Genomic DNA, 2126 nt, shown 5'->3' with positions numbered 1-2126 from the left:
CGCCGACATCCCAATCTCCTTCGCCAACATCCGCCGTACCAAAGACTCTCTGAACTCATTCGAATACGCCATCTCCTCCCGCCTTCCACCCCCAACAAGGTTTCAATCAGCAGAGGCGACAACTATCCTGACAGCGGGGGGATCCGGCGGGCACGCAGTTATTGTTGACGCCACATCGCACAGGAGGATTGCAGATGAAGACCAAACTGGTGAGCACAACATTCTTGGCGCTGCTGGCGGTGGCGTGCGCACGGCACCAAACGGACTCGGGGGACAACGTTAGGGACGGCGACGATGCCACCCGTGACGGAACCCAGGGATCAACGGAGCCCGCCTACCCGCCAACCACCGACCCCGCCACGCCGTCACCGTCTGAAACCGTGCCGCCCGTGCAACCGCCCGATAGCTCGTCGCCACCGGAAGGCACGCCCCCGCGCTCGCCGTAGTGAGGTACTCGCTGCGGGCAGGCAGCCCATGGCGGCCATTGGGCCGCCGCGGGCTGCGTTACTGGACTACGGACTGAAGGGCGACTGCCTCGATCTTGTTGCCATCGGGATCGAAGACAAAAGCCCCGAAGTAGTTGGGCGCGTACTGATGCCGAACGCCCGGTGCGCCAGCATCGCGTCCACCGTGTCGCAAGGCCGCCTCGTAGAACGCCGTGACCATCGGATGATTCCGCGCAACGAAGGCAATGTGCACCCCGTTGCCGGCAGAGGCGTCGTGGCCATTCGTCGGCCGCACTACACTGAAGAAGATGTCGCCGGTGCCGTAGTGAATCCCCACGTCGTCCTGCTTCAGCAACCGCATTCCCAGAATTCCCAGCGCTGCATCATAGAAGCGCCGGGCACGTGGGATGTCACCGCTGCCCACGCAAAGGTGATGAATCATCGCGGACACCTCGACCCGTTGACGCGCTACAGCAGTGTCAGTGCAAGTGACCGCTCAATGCTTGGCCGTTCCCGGCTCCGCCATCTTGCGGTGTCGCTTGGCGAGGCGCTCACCGGAAGTGACGTGCGCGGCAGCGGCCTGCAGCTTGTTCTTCAGCCCGGCGACGACGTCGGCCTCGCCGTTCATCATGGCATCGAAGCCGACTTTCGCGACTTCTGCGGGATCCGCTTTCTCGTCCGTACCCACCTTCGTATCTAGCATGTCGGCGCGCGCGAAGAACTCGGTGTCCGTCGCACCGGGCATCAGGCAGGTGACCGTGACGCCCGTGTCCTTGAGTTCTTCACGCAAGGCGAGCGAGAACGAATCGATGAACGCCTTCGTCCCGTTGTAGATCGCCTGAAACGTTCCTGGCATGAAACCCGCGATCGATCCTGTCACCAGAATCCGCCCCGATCCACGCTGGCGCATATCGTTGGCGACACGCTGGATCAGATAGACGGTACCGGTAATGTTGGTATCGATGACGTGCCGCACGGCATCAAAGTCCTGCTCGAGAAAGCCGCGACCCAGGCCATGGCCGGCATTGGCAAACAGTGCGGCGACGGGCCTGCCTTGTGCCGCGTCGTAAAGTCGATCGATACCCGCACGGGTAGCGAGGTCCGCTTCGATGGCCGTCACTTCGGCGCCTGCGCCCTTGAAATTCCCGACCGCTTCAGCCATCGATTCATCCGCGGCCACGATCAGATCGAATCCGTTGTGCGCCGCCAGCAAGGCGAGTTCCCGGCCGATGCCGCTGGACGCACCGGTCACAATGGCGAGTGGGCGTGAAGTCTCCATAAAACCTCCTCCGGAAAATTTGTCAGCGGTCTCGATGCAATCGAGCCGGCGGGCAAGAGTTCCAACCCTCAGCGGCAGATGCACGAAATCGGTAAGACGCGGCGCTCGCATTCCGCATTGGGCCGAGAGGCCCGCCCCGAGAGGGAGTAGAGCGAGCCAGTGAGACGACGGATCTCAGTGCGTCAGCAAAGACTGTCGCGGCTGCGTGGCGCGCATTCCGGTCGCATTGGTCAATGAATGCAGCAACACCAGGGCAGCGCCGCGATGATTGGCCGCTTCAAGGTCAGCAGCTTGATGGAGGAGCTGGGGCTGATCTGCAAGCAGCCCGGCAGCCATGCCTACAAGCAAGCCACGGTGGAGCGGATCGATATACCGAACCACCTCAATCGTCAGTTCGCGGT

Annotated in this window: 2 protein-coding genes and 1 pseudogene; 1 reads left to right on the top strand and 2 read right to left on the bottom strand. The window is 62.4% G+C overall.

Going from position 1 to position 2126, the window contains the following annotated elements:
- Positions 1-504 precede the first annotated feature (504 nt).
- Both VIZ63_RS03940 and VIZ63_RS03935 read right to left on the bottom strand, forming a co-directional pair.
- A complete protein-coding gene (locus VIZ63_RS03940; RefSeq protein WP_331608199.1) occupies positions 505-888 on the bottom strand; it encodes a VOC family protein in 384 nt (127 codons plus the stop codon).
- Positions 889-942: 54 nt separating this feature from the next.
- Positions 943-1725 carry an SDR family NAD(P)-dependent oxidoreductase gene (locus tag VIZ63_RS03935; RefSeq protein ID WP_331608198.1) on the bottom strand — a complete coding sequence of 261 codons (783 nt, stop codon included), beginning with the start codon at positions 1723-1725 and terminating at the stop codon, positions 943-945.
- 267 nt (positions 1726-1992) lie between these two features.
- Here VIZ63_RS03935 and VIZ63_RS03930 point away from each other — a divergent pair.
- A pseudogene (locus tag VIZ63_RS03930) lies at positions 1993-2126 on the top strand (IS3 family transposase); the annotation flags it as partial.

The organism is Povalibacter sp. (assembly GCF_036520495.1).
Lineage (GTDB): Bacteria > Pseudomonadota > Gammaproteobacteria > Steroidobacterales > Steroidobacteraceae > Steroidobacter.
Note: the sequence above shows the minus strand (reverse complement) of the source record. Positions and strands in the feature narration are given on the sequence as shown.